This is a genomic window from Streptosporangium sp. NPDC050148 (genome assembly GCF_055586505.1).
In genome coordinates, this window is record NZ_JBVJIA010000006.1 from 1 (window position 1) to 17,625 (window position 17,625).

At 73.0% G+C, this 17,625-nt stretch carries 13 protein-coding genes; 9 read left to right on the forward strand and 4 right to left on the reverse strand.

What is annotated here, in order from left to right:
* Positions 1-642, forward strand: a 642-nt coding sequence (locus ACZ6RT_RS07885) for a dolichyl-phosphate-mannose--protein mannosyltransferase (protein ID WP_470152605.1), incomplete at its 5' end; no start/stop codon positions are given.
* 45 nt (positions 643-687) lie between these two features.
* Here the strand turns inward: ACZ6RT_RS07885 and ACZ6RT_RS07890 are convergent.
* Positions 688-2,289 (reverse strand): hypothetical protein, encoded by a 1,602-nt coding sequence (locus ACZ6RT_RS07890; RefSeq protein ID WP_470152606.1) that lies wholly within the window; start codon positions 2,287-2,289, stop codon positions 688-690.
* A 101-nt stretch (positions 2,290-2,390) separates the two neighbouring features.
* Between ACZ6RT_RS07890 and ACZ6RT_RS07895 the strand changes: the two genes are divergently transcribed.
* The 3 genes from ACZ6RT_RS07895 (at position 2,391) to ACZ6RT_RS07905 (ending at position 6,552) form a co-directional block, all read left to right on the forward strand.
* Positions 2,391-3,767 carry a glycosyltransferase gene (locus ACZ6RT_RS07895; protein WP_399188255.1) on the forward strand — a complete coding sequence of 459 codons (1,377 nt, stop codon included), beginning with the start codon at positions 2,391-2,393 and terminating at the stop codon, positions 3,765-3,767.
* 36 nt (positions 3,768-3,803) lie between these two features.
* Positions 3,804-5,585: a methionine--tRNA ligase gene (gene metG / locus ACZ6RT_RS07900; protein WP_470152607.1), complete on the forward strand. Its 1,782-nt coding sequence runs from the start codon at positions 3,804-3,806 to the stop codon at positions 5,583-5,585.
* 106 nt (positions 5,586-5,691) lie between these two features.
* A complete protein-coding gene (locus ACZ6RT_RS07905) occupies positions 5,692-6,552 on the forward strand; it encodes a TatD family hydrolase (RefSeq protein ID WP_470152608.1) in 861 nt (286 codons plus the stop codon).
* A gap of 121 nt (positions 6,553-6,673) precedes the next feature.
* Here the strand turns inward: ACZ6RT_RS07905 and ACZ6RT_RS07910 are convergent, their stop codons facing one another.
* Together ACZ6RT_RS07910 and ACZ6RT_RS07915 are read right to left on the reverse strand one after the other, a co-directional pair.
* Positions 6,674-8,068 (reverse strand): FG-GAP-like repeat-containing protein, encoded by a 1,395-nt coding sequence (locus tag ACZ6RT_RS07910; protein ID WP_470152609.1) that lies wholly within the window; start codon positions 8,066-8,068, stop codon positions 6,674-6,676.
* On the reverse strand, positions 8,065-10,152 hold the full coding sequence (locus ACZ6RT_RS07915) for a serine/threonine-protein kinase (protein WP_470152610.1): 2,088 nt from the start codon (positions 10,150-10,152) through the stop codon (positions 8,065-8,067). The genes ACZ6RT_RS07910 and ACZ6RT_RS07915 overlap by 4 nt, the downstream gene beginning before the upstream one ends.
* 225 nt (positions 10,153-10,377) lie before the next feature.
* Between ACZ6RT_RS07915 and rsmA the strand changes: the two genes are divergently transcribed.
* From rsmA to ACZ6RT_RS07930, 3 genes are all read left to right on the forward strand, one after another.
* Complete coding sequence (rsmA, locus tag ACZ6RT_RS07920) at positions 10,378-11,286, forward strand: 16S rRNA (adenine(1518)-N(6)/adenine(1519)-N(6))-dimethyltransferase RsmA (RefSeq protein WP_470152611.1); 909 nt, start codon at positions 10,378-10,380, stop codon at positions 11,284-11,286.
* 102 nt (positions 11,287-11,388) lie between these two features.
* The gene (locus ACZ6RT_RS07925) at positions 11,389-12,291 is read left to right on the forward strand and encodes a 4-(cytidine 5'-diphospho)-2-C-methyl-D-erythritol kinase (RefSeq protein ID WP_470152612.1); all 903 of its coding nucleotides are present in this window, start codon (positions 11,389-11,391) and stop codon (positions 12,289-12,291) included.
* Between the two features lie 154 nt (positions 12,292-12,445).
* Positions 12,446-14,257 (forward strand): ABC-F family ATP-binding cassette domain-containing protein, encoded by a 1,812-nt coding sequence (locus ACZ6RT_RS07930; RefSeq protein WP_470152613.1) that lies wholly within the window; start codon positions 12,446-12,448, stop codon positions 14,255-14,257.
* A gap of 157 nt (positions 14,258-14,414) precedes the next feature.
* On the opposite strand, the gene ACZ6RT_RS07935 is transcribed toward ACZ6RT_RS07930, so the two are convergent.
* On the reverse strand, positions 14,415-14,966 hold the full coding sequence (locus ACZ6RT_RS07935; protein ID WP_399188238.1) for a MarR family winged helix-turn-helix transcriptional regulator: 552 nt from the start codon (positions 14,964-14,966) through the stop codon (positions 14,415-14,417).
* A 57-nt stretch (positions 14,967-15,023) separates the two neighbouring features.
* Between ACZ6RT_RS07935 and ACZ6RT_RS07940 the strand changes: the two genes are divergently transcribed.
* Positions 15,024-15,788 carry a trans-aconitate 2-methyltransferase gene (locus ACZ6RT_RS07940; protein ID WP_470152614.1) on the forward strand — a complete coding sequence of 255 codons (765 nt, stop codon included), beginning with the start codon at positions 15,024-15,026 and terminating at the stop codon, positions 15,786-15,788.
* A 321-nt stretch (positions 15,789-16,109) separates the two neighbouring features.
* Positions 16,110-17,582 (forward strand): CYTH and CHAD domain-containing protein, encoded by a 1,473-nt coding sequence (locus tag ACZ6RT_RS07945; protein ID WP_470152745.1) that lies wholly within the window; start codon positions 16,110-16,112, stop codon positions 17,580-17,582.
* The last annotated feature ends 43 nt before the right edge of the window (positions 17,583-17,625 follow it).

Here is a 17,625-nt window from a genome sequence, read left to right on the forward strand (position 1 = left end):
TGGGGCCGCAACTGGGCACAGGCCACCTCTCAAGGGCCGGGCTTCTTCGTCTTCGACTCGCTGCGCTCCTGGCTGAGCTACCACGTCCAGGTGCTCGGCTACCACACCGGGCTGGAGGACCCGCATCCCTACCAGTCGGCCCCGTGGACCTGGCCCCTGCTGTCCCGGCCGGTGGCGTTCCACTACCAGACGCCCAAGGGACGGTGCGGCGCCGGCGACTGCGCCGAGGCCGTGCTCGGCGTCGGCACCCCGGTCATCTGGTACGGCGGCCTGGCCGCGCTCATCGCCATGATCGCCTGGTACGTCGCCACCCGCGACTGGCGCGCCGGGGCCGTCCTGCTCGCCTACGCCGCGGGCTGGCTGCCCTGGTTCTACTACGCCCTGGCCGACAACCGGACCATGTACCTGTTCTACGCGATCACCATGGTGCCCTTCATGATCCTCGCGCTGACCATGGCCGCCGGGCTGGTCGTCGGCCGGGCCGGCGCCACGCCCAACCGCAGGGCGCTCGGCGCCGCGGTCGTGGGCGCCTTCACCCTGCTGGCGCTGGTCAACCTCTGGTGGCTGTACCCGGTGCTGGTGGCCGAGGTCGTCCCGCACTCGCAGTGGTGGGCGCGGATGATGTTCCGCGGCTGGGTGTGACGGACCGGGGACGCGCCTCCCGCCAGGACCGGTCGCGCGGGAGCGTCACGCGGGGTCCGGGGTGCCGGGCCCGGCCGAATCCGGCGTGACCGCCGCCGCGCCGGCGGGTGAGGCGGTGACCGGTGCGCCGGTGGTGGGCGCGGCAGGGTCGGCAGGGTCGGCAGGCCGGGAGAACCCGCGGCGCAGCGTGATCGCCGCGGCCATGCAGGCCAGCGGCACCGCGGGCAGCAGGTAGCGGTAGTCGAACTCGGCGGTCGCCGCCGGGGCCAGGATGAGCCCGAACGCGGCCAGCCACGGCAGCAGCACGGCCCCGCCCAGGGTGCGCCAGCGCACCGCCACCCCGGCCAGGCCGACCAGCAGCAGCGCGCCGATCACGATGCCGGGCAGCCGGACGACCCGCTGGTACCCCTGCATGAAGGTGGCCCAGGGGTCGTTGAGCTCGGTGCCGATCACGCGCGGCTTGTCCTGGATCGCCGCGACCCGCAGGCCGGGGTCGTACGCGCGCGCGTCGGTGTCGGTGCTGCCCCGGTAGGACGACCAGACCGGCAGGACCTTGATCGTCGGCGGGAACTCGTACTGCAGGTAGGTCACGGCGTCGGGGAAGCGCGGCCGGCCCCAGTGGAAGGCGCGGAAGAAGTCGCCGGCCACGATGCCGAGGTAGTCCAGCGGCTGGGACAGGATGGCCCGCTGGGCGAACGCGCCCGCGGTCTTGTTCATCTCCGGGGTGAACGTGCTGCCCACCCCGAAGGCGTGGAAGCGCTGACCGTTCTGCGCCCACCACAGGTACTTCTGCCCGGAGAAGTGGCGCTCGCTCGGCGGCGCGCTGATGCACAGCAGCGCCAGGTCCAGCTCCTCGCGCGGGTCGATCCCCATCTTCGTGCAGTCGGCGAACAGCGACGTCCGCATGTACAGGATCGCGCCGTCGCTGTTGGTCATCGCGAAGTTGCCGTGCGCCGAGGCGAACCAGGCCATGTAGCCGACCACCGGAAGGGCGCACGCGGTGACCATCGCCGCGATCGTCCTCCAGGCCGTGCGCTTGACCAGCAGGTAGACCACGACCAGCGCGAGGATCGGCAGGCCGATCGACCGGGTCAGGGCGGTCAGGGCCAGCATCAGCCCGATCACCGCGCCGAGCCGCCAGGACATCCGCCGGTGCCAGAGCACCAGTGTGATCACGCCCACCACGAGCAGCATGAACATCACGTCGGACATGATCAGGTGTTCGAGCTGGATCTGGTACGCGTCGAACAGCACCGGCACCGCGGCCAGCGTCGCCCCCCAGGCGGGCAGCCCGAACCTGCCGCGCAGCAGGGCGTAGATCAGCACCGCGACGCCCAGGCCCATCAGGTGCTGCAGGAAGGCCACCAGCGCGAAGCTGTGCAGCGGCCTCAGCAGCAGCAGCAGGAAGGAGTAGCCGTTCGGGCGCAGGGCGCTGGGACGGTCGGGGTTGACGGCCCCCGAGACGTACTCGTAGGAGTCGTTGAACCACAGGGCCGGACCGTAGCCGAGCATGGTGACCACGCGCAGCAGGAACGCCAGCGCGAGGACGGCCGCGAAGAGCCGATGCCGGTGCAGGAAGGCTCGCAGGCGGGAGCCCCGCCCAGGCGGGGGGGCGTCCAGGCGAGGGCGGTCGGTGACGGTCACCATGCATTACAGGATGCCAGCCGTTTCGGGGAGTTGACCCGGGCACCCGGCCGCAGAGGGCATCATGGTGAGATTGAGCTGTGCCGTGAGTGAAGGGTTGAGACGTGGAACTGACCGTGGTCATGCCTTGTCTGAACGAGGCGGAGACCGTGGAGACCTGCGTACGCAAGGCGCTCGCCTGCATGCGGGAACACGGGATCGACGGGGAGGTCCTGATCGCCGACAACGGCAGCACGGACGGTTCCCAGCAAATCGCGCGCGAGGCCGGTGCCCGCGTCGTGCACGTCGACGCCAAGGGGTACGGCAACGCGCTGATGGGCGGCATCCGCGCCGCCCGGGGCCGTTACGTGATCATGGGCGACGCCGACGACTCCTACGACTTCACCGCGCTGCTGCCGTTCGTCGAGCAGCTCCGCGACGGTGCCGACCTGGTCATGGGCAACCGGTTCAAGGGCGGCATCGCGCCGGGCGCCATGCCCCCGCTGCACCGCTACCTGGGCAACCCGGTGCTCTCCTTCATCGGCCGGCTGTTCTTCCCCAGCGCGATCGGCGACTTCCACTGCGGCCTGCGCGGCTTCCGGCGCGACGCCATCCTGCGGCTCGGCCTGCAGACCGGCGGCATGGAGTTCGCCAGCGAGATGGTGGTCCGCTCCACCCTGTCCGGGCTGGACGTGCGCGAGGTGCCCACCACGCTCTCGCCGGACGGGCGCTCCCGCCCGCCGCACCTGCGCTCCTGGCGGGACGGCTGGCGCCACCTGCGCTTCCTGCTGCTCTACAGCCCGCGCTGGCTGTTCTTCATCCCCGGCCTGGTCGTGATGACCCTCGGCCTGGTCGCGGGCGCCGCGCTGACCTTCGGGCCGGTCTACATCGGCAAGCTCGCCTTCGACGTCGACACCCTGGTCGGCGCCTCCGCCATGGTGGTGATCGGCTTCCAGGCGGTGCTGTTCGCCCTGTTCGCCAAGGTGTACGCGGCCGAGGAGGGCTTCCTGCCGGAGAGCCCCCGGGTGCGCAAGCTCGTCGACATCGTCTCCCTGGAGAAGGGGCTCGTGGTCGGCGGCCTGCTGGCCCTGGCGGGCCTGGCGGGCCTGGTCGCCTCGCTGGTCCACTGGCAGACGCGCAGCTTCGGCCCGCTGATCCCCTCGGAGTCGCTGCGCATCGTCGTGCCCTCGGCCACCGCGCTGATCGTGAGCTTCCAGACGATCTTCGCGGCCCTGTTCATCAGCATCCTCGGCATCCGCCGTACCAAGGAGACGCCCATCGACGTGGCGGCCTCCGCGGCCGAGGAGGCCGCCGAGGCCGTCAGCCGGGCCGCGGCGGGCGACCCGGCCGACGTCCCGGTGAGCGTGGGCGGGCCCCAGACGCCGCTGGGCGCCTCCACGGCCGGTGCCGTGACCGCCGACGTCCCCGCGGCCGCGGTGCCGGTGACGGGCGTCACGGCGGACCGCAAGGCCGCCGACGGGCGGGCGGGCGAGGAAACCTGAGCGAGGTCCGAGCCCGCGTCCCTTAGGCTTGACACCATGTCCCAGCACATCCTGACCGCGGTCGCCTGGCCCTATGCCAACGGCCCTCGCCACATCGGGCACGTCTCCGGATTCGGCGTGCCGTCCGACGTCTTCAGCCGCTACCAGCGGATGGCGGGCAACAAGGTCCTCATGGTGAGCGGGACCGACGAGCACGGCACCCCGATCCAGGTGCAGGCCGACAAGGAAGGCCTCACCGCCCGCGAGCTCGCGGACCGCTACAACCGGGTGATCGTCGAGGATCTCCAGGCGCTGGGTCTCTCCTACGACCTGTTCACCCGGACCACCACGGAGAACCACTACGCGGTGGCGCAGGAGATCTTCAAGGGACTCCACGCCAACGGCTACATCTTCCCGCAGACCACGATGGGCGCCATCTCGCCCTCCACCGGGCGCACCCTGCCCGACCGTTACATCGAGGGCACCTGCCCGATCTGCGGTTACGACGGCGCCCGCGGCGACCAGTGCGACAACTGCGGCAACCAGCTCGACCCGGTCCAGCTGATCAACCCGGTCAGCAAGGTCAACGGCGAGACGCCGGTCTTCGTGGAGACCGAGCACTTCATGCTGGACCTGCCCGCGTTCGCCGAGGTCCTGGCGTCGTGGCTGAGCTCCAAGGAGGGCGACTGGCGGCCCAACGTGCTGAAGTTCGCCCTCAACATGCTCGGCGACATGCACCCCCGGGCGATCAGCCGCGACCTCGACTGGGGCGTGCCGATCCCGCTGGAGGGCTGGAGCGACCAGGCCAACAAGCGGCTCTACGTCTGGTTCGACGCGGTCGTGGGCTACCTGAGCGCCTCCATCGAGTGGGCCCGCCGCTCCGGTGACCCCGAGGCCTGGCGCGCGTGGTGGCAGGACCCCGAGGCCCTGGGGTACTACTTCATGGGCAAGGACAACATCGTCTTCCACGCGGAGATCTGGCCGGCGATGCTGCTCGGCTACAACGGCCAGGCCGCGCGCGGGGGCGAGCCGGGCTCGCTCGGCGCGCTGAACCTGCCCTCCGAGGTCGTCTCCAGCGAGTTCCTGACCATGGAGGGGCGCAAGTTCTCCTCCTCCCGCCAGGTCGTCATCTACGTGCGCGACTTCCTGGAGCGCTACGACGCCGACGCGCTGCGCTACTACATCGCGGTGGCCGGTCCGGAGAACCAGGACACCGACTTCACCTGGTCGGAGTTCCTCAACCGCAACAACGGCGAGCTGGTGGCCGCCTGGGGCAACCTGGTGAACCGGTCGATCTCGATGGCCGCCAAGAACTTCGGGGTCATCCCCGAGGCGGGCGAGCTCACCGACGCCGACCGGGCGATGCTGGAGCGCAGCCGCGGGGCCTTCCCCAAGGCCGCGGCCGAGTTCCAGCACTGCCGGTTCAAGAACGCGACGAACGAGGCGTTCGAGGTCATCCGGGAGGCCAACAGGTACCTGGCCGAGCAGGAGCCCTGGAAGATCAAGGACGACCCCGAGCGGGTGAAGACCATCCTGCACGTGGCGCTGCAGGTGGTGGACGACGCCAAGACCCTGCTGACCCCGGTGCTGCCCAACTCCTCGAACAAGATCTACGCGATGCTCGGCGGCACCGGCGTATGGTCGGGCATGCCGGAGATCCACGAGGTCACCGACGACGACGGCCGGACGTACCCGATCATCACCGGCTCCTACGAGGGGGCCGCGCGCTGGGAGTCGATGCCGATCCGGGTGGGCTCCCCGCTGGCCCCTCCCACCCCGCTGTTCGCCAAGCTCGACCCGAAGATCGTCGACGAGGAGCTGGCCCGCCTGGCGGAGTGACGGCCGGGCCCGTGTCCGTCGCGACGGCCCGTGCCCGCGGGTGCGGCCCGTCGCGGCGGCCGGGGCCCGGCGCGGGCCGTACCGGCTTCTCGGTAGGTTGGACGACGTGAGCGCCACGAAGCTTCCCGCCGCCCCCGAACCCCTGCCGGTAGAGGTGTTCGACAGCCACTGCCACCTGGACATCATGGTGGGCGACCGCCGGGCGTCCTCGGGAGACCCGGTCGCCCAGGCCGCGCAGGCGGCCCGGGTCGGCGTCGAGGGCATCCTGGACGAGGCCCGCGCCGTCGGGGTGAGCCGGCTGGTCACGATCGGCTACGACCTGCCCTCCTCGCGCTGGAACGCCGAGACGGCCGCGCTGCACGCCGACGTCTACGCCGGGGTGGCCGTCCACCCCAACGAGGCGCACTCCGCGACGCCGGAGACCCTCGCCGAGATCGAGGAGCTGGCCCGCCTGCCGCACGTCAGGGCGGTGGGCGAGACCGGGCTCGACTACTACCGCGACTGGGCCTCCAAGGAGGACCAGCACGCGAGCTTCCGGGCGCACATCGAGATCGCCAGGCGGACCGGCAAGGCCCTGGTGATCCACGACCGCGAGGCCCACGACGACGTGCTGCGCGTACTGGCCGAGCAGGGCGCCCCCGAGATCGTGGTCTTCCACAGCTTCTCGGGGGACGCCGAGATGGCGAAGCGGTGCGTCGCCGCCGGGTACTTCATGTCGTTCTCCGGGCCGGTCACCTACAAGAACGCCGGGTACCTGCGCGAGGCCGCGCGGGTCGCGCCTCCGGAGCTCGTCCTCGTCGAGACCGACGCCCCCTACCTGCCCCCCACGCCGCACCGGGGCAAGCCCAACGCCCCCTACCTCATCCCGCTCACGCTGCGCTGCCTCGCCGAGGTCAAGGGGATGGACGTCGCCGACCTCGCCACCGCCGTCAACGCCAACGGGGAGACCGTCTTCGGCGCCTGGTGAGCGTCCGGCCCGGAGCCGGGACGGAAGGCCAGGGAGGCACGGACGGCCCCGAAAGCGCGGCAGGCACGGAAGGCTCTGAAAGCGCAGGAGGCATGGGAGGCGCGGGAGGCGCGGAAGCGGGTCAGCCCACGCCGGCACCGAACTCGACGGGAACGGCGCCGTCGAGGAACGGGATCCTGCCGGTGCCCGGCGCGAGCACGACCCCCTCGGCGTCGTTACGGCCCAGCAGGACGACCGCCCCCGAACCTCCCCGGTCGGGGGCGCCGACGACCAGCCGGTTGCCGCTGAAGCCCACCGACCAGCCGAAATGGTCACCGGCCCCGCTCTGGGAGATCGTGCGGCCCGCCGTCCCGTCGCCCAGCGTCATCAGGTGCACGCCGCCGCGCCGGTCGGTGCCGTCGAAGGGCACGCCCACGGCCAGCCGGACGCCTCCCTCGGCGGTGAGGGCCAGCGAGGAGCCGTACCCCTCCCCGGGGGCGGCTCCGGCGTCCTGGTGGAAGGTGGCCGAGGCGGTGATCTCCAGGGAGCTCGACGCCTGGAAGAGCTGGACGATGCCGGAGTTCTGCACCCCGTCGGCGTCGCCGAGCGGGGCGCCCACCGCCAGGTAGCCGACGTCGCCCTGCTCGGCGTAGGCCATCGCGTACCCGAACCGGTCGCCCGCCTCCGCGGCGACGACCTGGCGCAGGTCCCATTTCCTGCTCCGGTACTCGTCCCGCTCCCGGCCCACGTCGAAGACGACCGCGATCGACCCCGAGTCGAGCTTGCCCTCGCCCGTCTGCTGTCCCGCCCCGTCGTCGTTCTCGAACGGGGCCCCGACCGCGAGGTCGAGCTCGCCCGGCTCGCCGCCCATCCTGCCGATCGCCAGCGACCAGCCGAACATGTCGCCGTCCTCGCCGTTGCCCGAGACGCCCCCGGTCTGCTGGGAGATCCTCCTGCCCGTGCCGGGCGCGGCGGCGTCGAACAGGTAGGCCGCGCCGGAGTCGGTCACGCCGTCGGCGTCCTCGTGCGGGGCGCCCACCGCCATCAGCGTCGCGCCGGAGGTCAGGGACCAGCCGAAGTGCGCGTCGGCCTCGGGCTCGGGGGCCACCAGCCGGGCCGTCCCGCCCTTGGGGCCGCCGCGGACCACGTAGACCGCTCCCGCGTCCTTGACGCCCTCCACGTCCGTGTACGGCGCGCCGATCAGCAGGTCGGCGCAGCCGTCGGCGTCGATCTCGGCCAGCCGTACCGACCAGCCGAAACCGTCCCCGGCCCCGGGCCGGGGCGCGGCCAGGGCCCTGCCGCCCTCCCCGCGGCCGAACAGCACGTGCACGGCCCCGGCGCCCGCTAGCCCGCCGGGGTCGGCGAACGGGTCGCCCACCGCGACGTCGTCCACGCCGTCGCCGTTGAAGTCGCTCGCGCCCGTCCCGGAGCAGTCCGAGGCCGGGGTGGCGTTCAGGGGGGTCCGGGCGGCCAGGGGAGCCCCTGCGGGCCACAGGGCGACCGCGGTCGCGGCCAGGACGGCGAGCAGCGGCCTCACGAGAGCCTCACCTCTGTTCTGTTGCCTCCCTCGACCGTCACGCCGGTCAGCTTCGCGGGCCTGCGGGAGGGCGGCAGGTCGTACACGAGGACGCCGTCCGCCCGGCTCCCCGGCGGGAGGGTGGACGGCGGCACCGTCGAGACGTCGGCGGGCGAATGGCTCGCGCCGCGGTCGTCGAGGACGGTGGGCGGGGCACCGTCGAGCGTGACCGGCGTCCCGCCGGTGTTGACCAGCGTCCACGGGATCGTGCAGAAGCGCCCGCGGGCCGGGGAGACCCCCCGGTAGGAGGTCAGGCCGCAGGCCGGGGAACGCGGGACGATCAACCGGACACCCTCGACGGGGGAGCCGACGGCGATGCTGCGGCCCACGTCGGTGGCGCCGGTACCGGCGAGGTTGCCGGTCCGCGCGCTCGCCGGCCCGCCGTCGTCCGATCCGCTGCCCCGCCCGCCGGTGTTCAGCAGCACGACGATCGTGACGAGCAGTGCCGCGAGCGCGGCCAGCCCGGCGAAGAGCCAGCGCTTGCGGGGAGCGGTCCTGCCGGACTCCTCCTCCCGGGCGGGCGGCGCGGGTGGCCCGGCCTCGGAGGGGAGATCCGGCCGGAACCCCGGGAACCCCCGCGAGGACGGCGACGTCGGGGACGACGGCGGCAGGGTGGTGGCCCTCCGGCTCTCCTCGCGGTCCTCGCCCCGGTCGGCCAGGGGAGCGGTGAACGAGCGCGAGGGCGAGGTCGCGGGGTCGGCACCCGGCGGGGACGACGACGGGGACGACGGGGACGACGACGGGGACGACGGGGACGACGGGGACACGGAGGGGGAGAAGGGGCCGGAGGAGGGCCGTGCGGGCGCCTCGGGGGAGCCGGAACGCGAACCGGCCACCGGTCCCGGGTCCGTCCGCGTCCCCGGGCCTCCCGGGGTCTCGATGGTCCCCGGGCCTCCGTGGGTTCCCGTCGTTCCGAGGATCTCCCTGGTCGGCGCGGGATCGGCGGAGTCCGCCGGCGCCGGCGAGGGCGCCGACGCCGACGCCGGGGGCGGTGTCGCGGGGGCGGCCGGACGTGCCGGTCCGCGTCCCCGCGACCCGGTGGGAACGGGGGTCGGTGCCGTGGCCGGATCGTCGAACCCCTCGGCCAGGTTCAGCGCGCTGAGGGTCTGGGTGGAATCGGGCTCCACGTTCGAGGGCGGACGCCACGACTCGCTCAGCAGGTCGGTGGCGATCAGGGTGGGCGGGTCGGCCGGGAGCGGGACCGGCATCGAGGGAGCGGCGATCTGACCCCCCACCAGGGCGATCAGCAGGTCCTGGGCGCTGGGCCGCCGGTAGGGGTCCATCGCGGTCGCCAGCCGTACCAGGTCGTTCAGCGGGGCCGGGAGGGCACCGAGGTCCGGCGGGCTGTTGAGCAGCCGGGTCGCCATCGTCATCAGGTCGCCCCGCCCGTAGGGGTGGCGGCCGTTGCCCGCGTACGCGACCATGCAGCCCCAGGCGAAGACGTCGGCGGCCGGGGTGATCTCCAGGCCGCGGACCTGCTCGGGGGCCCACCATCCCGGGCTGCCGAGCACCTCCCCGGAACGGGTGAAGCTGTGCGTGGAGTCCAGTGCCCTGGCGATGCCGAAGTCGATCACCCGGGGGCCGGACATGGACAGGATCACGTTGGCCGGCTTGAGGTCCCGGTGGACCAGCCCGGCGACGTGGATGGCGGCCAGCGCCGCGGCCACCCCCAGCGCCACGCCGTGCAGCGTCCCGGCCTCCAGCGCGCCGTGCTCGGAGATCTGGCGGGAGAGCGGCGTGCCCGCGATGTACTCGGTGACCATGTACGGCCGGCCGTCGTCGGCGGTGCCGTTGTCCAGCACCTGCGCGGTGCAGAAGGAGGCCACCCGGCGGGCGTTCTCCACCTCCGCGTGGAAGCGGGAGGCGAAGCCCTCCTCGATCGCGAACTCCGCCTTCACCACCTTGAGCGCGACCGGCCGTCCCGCGGGGGCCACCGCCAGGTAGACGGTTCCCATTCCGCCCTCGCCCAGGCGGCCGAGAAGGCGGTAGCTCCCGATCTGCTCGGGATCGGCGGGGCGCAGCCCCTCGACACCGGGCTGGTTCACGTCCTCTTCACCGGGAAGGGTCCCTTCCTCGCCGTTGGTCCCGAGTAGGGCAACGTTATCCACAACGGAACCCCTCGTGCTCCATCACGCGTTCTTGCACGGGCTTCGGTGCGGGAAACTTGTCGGATGGCATTGGAGAGCGACCTTGGGTGATCGAGACGGACGACGGGGAGAGCGCGGCGGTCCGGCGGGTGCCGGATGCGCGGCGCCGTGCGGGGAACCAGCATGAGCCTCCTCGGTCCAGCGGAGATACGTACTTTGGCGGATACGCTGAACATCCGCCCCACGAAGAAGCTCGGCCAGAACTTCGTGATCGACGGGGGCACGGTCCGCAAGATCGTGCGGGTCGCCGGGCTCGATCCCGACGACGTCGTCATCGAGGTCGGCCCGGGTCTGGGATCGCTCACGCTCGCGCTGCTCCCCGAGGTCAGCCGGGTCATCGCGGTGGAGATCGACCCCGTCCTCGCCGGGCAGCTGCCGCTGACCGTCGCCGGGCACGCGCCCGAGCTGGCCGACCGCCTGACCGTGGTGCTCGCCGACGCCATGCGCGTGCTGCCCGCGGACCTGCCCGCGGAGCGGCCGACCGCGCTGGTGGCCAACCTGCCCTACAACGTGTCCGTTCCGGTGGTGCTGCACCTGCTGGAGACGCAGCCCTCGCTGCGCAAGGTCCTGATCATGGTTCAGGCCGAGGTCGCCGACCGGCTGGCCGCCGCACCCGGCTCCAAGGTCTACGGCATCCCCTCGGTCAAGGCCGCCTGGTACGCCGACGTGCGCCGGGCCGGTCCGGTGGGCCGTACGGTCTTCTGGCCGGTTCCCAACGTCGACTCCGGCCTGGTCGCGATGACCCGGCGGGAGCCGCCCAGCACCGTGGCGGCCCGGGAGGAGGTCTTCGCGGTGGTGGACGCGGCCTTCGCGCAGCGCCGCAAGACGCTGCGCGCCGCCCTGGCCTCCTGGGCGGGCGGCGCCCCCGCCGCCGAGCGGGCACTGCGGGCGGCCGGGATCGACCCGTCCGCGCGCGGCGAGCAGCTCACCGTGGAGGACTTCGCGCGGATCGCCGAGAACCGCGGCGCCGGTGGCGGTGCCGGTCCCGGTGACGGCGCGGCCGATGGTGATCCGTCTGGATCATCCCCTTGATTGCCGTACATAGTGTGATTCGTCGATCCGTCTGCGTGAGCGCGGAAGGAGCCCGTTACGATTTGTCGTCGTGACCAGTGAGCGAGCCTCCGTGAGGGACGCATGAACTCCGTGACCGTCCGCGTGCCCGCGAAGGTCAACCTGCAGCTCGCCGTCGGGCCGCTGCGGGACGACGGCTACCACGACCTCGTCAACGTCTTCCACGCCGTCTCGATCTTCGACGAGGTCACGGCCACCGCGGAGACCGGGATGAGCGTCCGGGTGGAGGGCGAGTCCGCCGACCAGGTGCCCGAGGACGGCGACAACCTCGCGATCAGGGCCGCCCTCGCGCTGGCCGGTCACGCGGGCCGCTCGTACGGGGTGAACCTGGTCATCCGCAAGGCGATCCCGGTGGCGGGCGGCATGGCCGGAGGCAGCGCCGACGCCGCCGCGGCCCTGGTGGCCTGCAACGAGCTGTGGGGCCTGGGCCTGCCGCTGGAGGACCTGATGGAGATCGCCGCCGACATCGGCAGCGACGTCCCCTTCGCCCTGCTCGGCGGTACGGCCGTCGGCACCGGAAGGGGGGAGCGGCTGACCCCCCTGGAGGTGTCGGGCACCTTCCACTGGGTGTTCGCGCTGGCCGAGGGCGGCCTGTCCACCGCCACGGTCTACGCCGAGTGCGACCGGCTGCGCCAGGCCACCGGCGAGCAGGTCCCCTGGCCCCGCGCCGCCGAGCCCTTGCTGGCCGCGCTCCGCTCCGGGGACGCCGAGGCCCTCGGCGCCGGGCTCAGCAACGACCTGCAGCCCGCCGCGGTGATGCTCCGCGGTTCCCTGGCCCGCACCCTGGCCGCCGGGCGCGAGCACGGCGCACTCGGCTCGCTGGTCTCCGGGTCCGGGCCCACCTGCGCCTTCCTGGCCGGGTCGGCGGAGCACGCGGGCGAGCTGGCCGCCTCCTTGAAGGCGGCCGGCGTGGCGCGCGACGTGATCACCGCCTACGGTCCCGTCCCCGGCCCCCTGGTGCGATAGGCCGCGTCCCCGGGCGGCGTCCCCGGGCCGGGGCACGAGGGCCGGGGCGCGGGACCCGGGCCCCGCGGCGTGACCCGTCCCCGGTCCGCCGGCCGGGCGGGCGGCGTCCGCGGCGGGGGGCGCGACGGCCGGGAGCGGATACGCTTGTGTGGCGATGAATCTGGTCAATCTTGAGTCGGTCTCCCACTCCTACGGTCCCAAGCCCCTGCTCAGCGACGTCTCCCTCGGCATCGAGGCGGGTGACCGCATCGGTGTGGTCGGCCGCAACGGCGGTGGCAAGACGACCCTGATCTCGGTGATAGCCGGTGATCTCAAACCCAACAGCGGGCGGGTCACCCACAACCGGGGGCTCCAGGTCGGGTCGCTCTCCCAGGGGGACGATCTCGATCCGGCCCGGCCGGTGCGCGACATCGTCCTCGGCGACCGGTCCGAGCACGAGTGGGCCGGTGACGCGGGCATCCGCGAGATCCTGGCCAGCCTGCTCGGCGACATCGACCTGACCGCGCTCGCCGGGAGCCTGTCGGGCGGTGAGCGGCGCCGCACCGCTCTGGCCAAGCTGCTCATCGACGAGCACGACCTCATCATCCTGGACGAGCCCACCAACCACCTCGACATCGAGGCCATCGACTGGCTGGCCCGGCACCTGGCCGGGCGCAGGACCGCGCTGGTGGTCGTCACCCACGACCGGTGGTTCCTGGACGCGGTCTCCACCAGGACGTGGGAGGTCGTGGACGGCACGGTCGAGCGCTACGAGGGCGGGTACGCCGCGTACGTGCTGGCCAAGGCCGAGCGTGCCCGGGTCGCCGCGGCCTCCGAGGCCCGCCGGCAGAACCTGATGCGCAAGGAGATCGCCTGGCTGCGCCGGGGCCCGCCGGCCCGTACCTCCAAGCCCAAGTTCCGCATCGACGCCGCCCAGGCGCTGATCGCCGACGAGCCTCCGGCGCGGGAGAGCGTCGAGCTGGTCAAGTTCGCCGCCGCCCGGCTGGGCCGTACGGTCTACGACCTGGAGGACGTCACCCTGCACGCCGGGGGGCCGGGGCAGGGGCCGCTGGTGCTGGACCACACGACCTGGCAGTTCGGTCCCGGTGACCGGGTCGGCCTGATCGGCGTGAACGGGTCGGGCAAGTCCTCCCTGCTGCGCCTGCTCGCCGGGACCGTGCGGCCCGACTCGGGGAAGCTGGTGCGGGGCAAGACGGTCCGCCTGGCGCATCTGTCGCAGGAGCTCGGCGAGCTCGACCCCGAGCGCCGGGTGCTGGAGACGGTCGAGGAGGTCCGCAAGTTCATCCAGGTCGGCAAGAAGGAGTGGACCGCCTCCCAGCTGCTGGAGCGTCTCGGCTTCAAGGGCGACGCGCAGTGGAAGGTCGTCGGCGACCTGTCCGGTGGCGAGCGCCGTCGTCTGCAGCTGCTCCGCCTGCTGATGGACGACCCCAACGTGCTGCTGCTCGACGAGCCGACCAACGACCTCGACATCGAGACGCTCAACGAGCTGGAGGACCTGCTCGACGGCTGGCCGGGCACGCTGATCCTGGTGAGCCACGACCGGTACTTCCTGGAGCGGGTCACCGACAAGACCGTGGCGCTGCTCGGCGACCACCGGCTGTCGATGCTCCCCGGCGGGGTGGACGAGTACCTCGCCCGGCGGGCCTCGGGCGCGGCCGTGTCCGCGCGGGCGGCCTCGGGCGCGGTCTCCGGTACGGCGTCGGCGGTCTCCGCCACCGCGGCGAAGGATCCGGGCACCGGCCTGTCGGCGCGGGACGAGCGCGAGCTCCGCAAGGAGCTCTCCCGTCTGGAGCGCCAGCTTCAGAAGCTGGACGGCCGCGAGGCGAAGCTGCACGCGTCCATGGCCGACGCGGCCGCCGACTACGGCCGGCTGGCCTCGCTGGACGCCGAGCTGAAGGAGATCATCGCGGAGAAGGACGCGATCGAGAGCGAGTGGCTGGAGCTGGCCGACCGCCTGGGCGAGTGAGCCCCCCGGGTCCTCGGACCCCTGGGCTCGCGGGCTCCGGGCCGGCGTCGCGATCGCGGGTCCCGGGCGGTCGGTGCGCTCCGGTGAGGCCCCCGGGTCCTCGGACCCCTGGCCCTCCCGGGCTGCGGGCCGGCGCGCGATCGCTGATGCCGGACGGTCAGTGCGCTCCGGAGTCGCCCGCGTCGAAGGGGACGAGCAGTGTGCGCAGCAGGTCCGACAGGACCTGACGCTCGCGTTCCCCCAGGCCCGACAGGAGTTCGCGCTCGCGGCGGAGCAGGTCGGCGAAGGCGCCGTCCACGCGGGTTCGCCCGGCGTCGGTGAGCGAGACCAGGACGCCGCGCCGGTCCTCGGGGTCGGGACGCCGCCTGACCAGCCCGGCCGCGGCCAGCCGGTCGATCCGGTTGGTCATGGTCCCCGACGTCACCAGCGTCGCGCGCAGCAGCGCCCCCGGGCTCATCTCGTACGGCTCACCGGCCCTGCGCAGGGCGGTGAGCACGTCGAACTCCCAGGTCTCCAGCTCGTGCTCGGCGAAGGCGGCCCGGCGGGCACGGTCGAGGTGGCGGGCCAGCCGGGAGACCCGGCTGAGCACCTGGAGCGGCTCCACGTCGAGGTCGGGCCGCTCCTGACGCCAGGCGGCGACCAGCAGGTCGACCTCGTCCCTCGTACCGGCGTCGGGCCCGGCGTCGCGGTCGGCGTGGTGCAGGCTCATGGCGCCGAGTCTATCTGTCTTGACATCGAGATATTCCGACGGGTATCAATCATCTTGATGTCAAGAGATGTGTGGGATCCCACGGTTTACGGCCGCTACGCCGACGAGCGCTCCCGGCCCTTCTTCGATCTTGTGTCCAGGATAGCCGCGTCCGACCCCGGCAGCGTGGTCGACGCGGGCTGCGGCACCGGTGAGCTCACCGCGGAGCTCGCCAGGCGCTGGCCGGGCGCCCGCGTCCACGGGTTCGACTCCTCGCCCGCCATGATCGCGAAAGCCCCGGCCGGGGACTCCCTGACCTTCTCGGTGGACGACGTCACCCGGTGGCGCCCGTCCGCGCCGGTGGACGTGATCGTGTCCAACGCGGTCCTGCACTGGGTGCCCGGGCACCGCGAGCTGCTGGCGCGCTGGGTGGAGGCGCTCGCCCCCGAGGGATGGCTCGCCTTCCAGGTGCCCGGCAACTTCGACGCCCCCAGCCACGCCGTGGTCCGCGAGCTGTGCCGCAGCACCTGGCGCGACCGGCTGGGCGACCTGGCCCCGGGCTCCCCGGTCGACGACCCGGCGGGCTACCTGGCCCTGCTGGCCGGCCTGGGCTGCCGGGTGGACGCCTGGGAGACCACCTACCTGCACGTGCTCCCCGGCGAGGACCCGGTGCTCGGCTGGATCACCGGGACCGCCCTGCGTCCCATGCTCGACCGGCTGGACCCCGACGAGTCGACCCGCTTCCTGGCCGACTGCGCCGTGTCGCTGCGCGCGGCCTACCCTCCCGGCCCGTACGGCACCGTCTTCCCCTTCCGCAGGATCTTCGTGGTCGCCCGGCGGTGACGGACGGGCCCGGTCCCGCACCCGGCCCGGCCCCGCGCCCGGTCCGTCCGGCCCCGCGCCCGGTCCCGCACGCGAGACGGGACATCACCCGGCCCCGTCCGCGAGACGGGGCCGGGTGATGTCCCGGCCGGTGCGCGGGCGCCGATCCCCTCGCGGGTCAACGCGCCCGTTTCCTGTCCTCGGGAGAACCATGGGCGCGGTTTCGGTTTCCGCCAGCCCTGGGGGAATGCGTCCGATTCGGGTTCCTGTGCGGATGACGGGGCATCAATGAATACCGCGAAGCGTACGGACATCTGAGAATCCAGGGGATGACCTGTGGCAATGGAGATCGAGGACAAGTTCGACGTCCCGGTGGACTACGAGGTGCCGGACCTCGCCGGCCTTCCGGGCTCGGCCGATGTCGTGGGCCCCAAGACCCACCAGCTGGTCGCCCTCTACTTCGACACGCCCGATCTGAGGCTCGCCGCCCGGGGCATCACCCTGCGCCGGCGCAGGGGAGGCACCGACCCCGGCTGGCACCTCAAGCTCCCCAAGGCCAAGGGCGCCCGCCAGGAGATCGTCCACCCGCTGACCCGGAGTACCAAGATCGTTCCTGTCGAGCTGGCGGACCTGGTGCTCGCCTACACGCGGGGCGCGCCGCTGGTGGCCATCGCCGAGCTGGACACCCGCCGTGCCGTCACCACGGTGGTCAACGGCGCGGGCGTACGGCTGGTCGAGATCGCCGACGACCGGGTCAAGGGCACCGTGCTCGGGGAGAGTCCGCACGTCGAGCGCTGGCGCGAGGTCGAGGCCGAGCTGATCGAGGGTGACGAGAAGCTGCTGAGGAAGGTCGGCAGGCGGCTGACCAAGGCCGGGGCCGTCCCCGCGGAGTCGGCCAGCAAGCTCGCCCGCCTGCTCGGTGCCGCCGGAGCGGTGTCCGAGCACCCCCGCACCGAGGTCGAGCCGGGCTCGGCGGGCCAGGTCGTGCTCGCCTACCTCGGCACCCAGGTCGGCGCGCTGCTGGCGCAGGACCCCCGGGTCCGCAAGGCCGAGGAGGACGCCGTGCACCAGATGCGCGTCGCCGCCCGGCGGCTGCGCAGCGCGCTGAAGTCGTTCAAGGGGATCGTGAAGGGGACCGGGACCGTCCAGAAGGAGCTCAGGTGGCTCGGCGCGGTCCTCGGCGAGGCGCGCGACCTGGAGGTCATCCGCGACCGGTTCGCCGACAGGCTCGGCGCGCTGGAGGGCTCCCTGATCGTCGGCCCGGTCGGGACGCGCCTCAGCTCGGACCTGCTGGACGAGGAGCACGAGGCCCTGGACCGGATCAGGGACGTCCTCGGCGGTGAGCGCTACTTCGCCCTGCTCGACGCCCTCGACGACCTGGTCGCCACCCCGGTGCTCACCAAGGCCGCCCACAAGCCCGCCGACACCCTGGAGAGCGTCGCCGCCAGAAGCTGGCGCAGGGTCACCGACGCCTACGCCACCGCCCAGGCCATCGAGAACATCACCGAGCGCGAGCTCGCCATGCACGACGTGCGCAAGGCGGCCAAGGGCGCCCGCTACACCGCCGAGGTCATCGGCATGACCAGGCTGGCCAAGCTGGCCGAAGCCGTCCAGGAGGTGCTGGGCACCCACATGGACGGCGTCGTCGCCCAGGAACGGCTGGCGGCCGAGGCCGAGAACGCCCGGCGGGCCGGGGAGGACACCTTCACCTACGGCGTGCTGACCGGGCTGGAGCGGGCCCGGGCCGAGCGCGCGAGCGAGGAGTTCCCCCGGGTCTGGCAGGAGACCACGGAGGCCGTGGCGAGGCTCCTCTGACGTCCCGCGCCGCCCACCTCGTCCGGGCGGGACCCGGACGAGG